Source organism: Paraburkholderia sp. SIMBA_027, assembly GCF_046535315.1.
Classification (GTDB): Bacteria; Pseudomonadota; Gammaproteobacteria; order Burkholderiales; family Burkholderiaceae; genus Paraburkholderia; species Paraburkholderia tropica.
In genome coordinates, this window is sequence record NZ_JAWRWY010000441.1 from 1 (window position 1) to 277 (window position 277).

1 protein-coding gene is annotated in these 277 nt (G+C 56.0%); it reads right to left on the reverse strand.

All coding sequences use genetic code 11. From position 1 onward, the window contains the following. The coding region (locus SB764_RS39755; protein WP_410866719.1) for a hypothetical protein at positions 1-277 on the reverse strand (277 nt) is incomplete at both ends.

A 277-nucleotide genomic window follows, 5' to 3' on the forward strand; every position in this document is an offset into this window, starting at 1 on the left:
TAGCAGGGTATCGTCGCAACACTGCGCGCTGTTTCGGCGATTTTGCGAAGCAAGGCACCTTTCTTCAGGTCGCCGGCTTCGATGATGACAGAGGTTCCCTCCAGCGGTTTTTCGGAAAGTTGCTGGAGCGAATCGACAAGATACTTCTCGTTCGCTGCGCCGCGGATCCAGATCAGTTTCTGACCGCCGAAAAGACCGATAGATCCGGCCTCGTCGATCAGGCGGCCGGGGTCCTTCTGCAGGTCGCCAATATCCAGTTTGATCAGCGAAAAGGGAT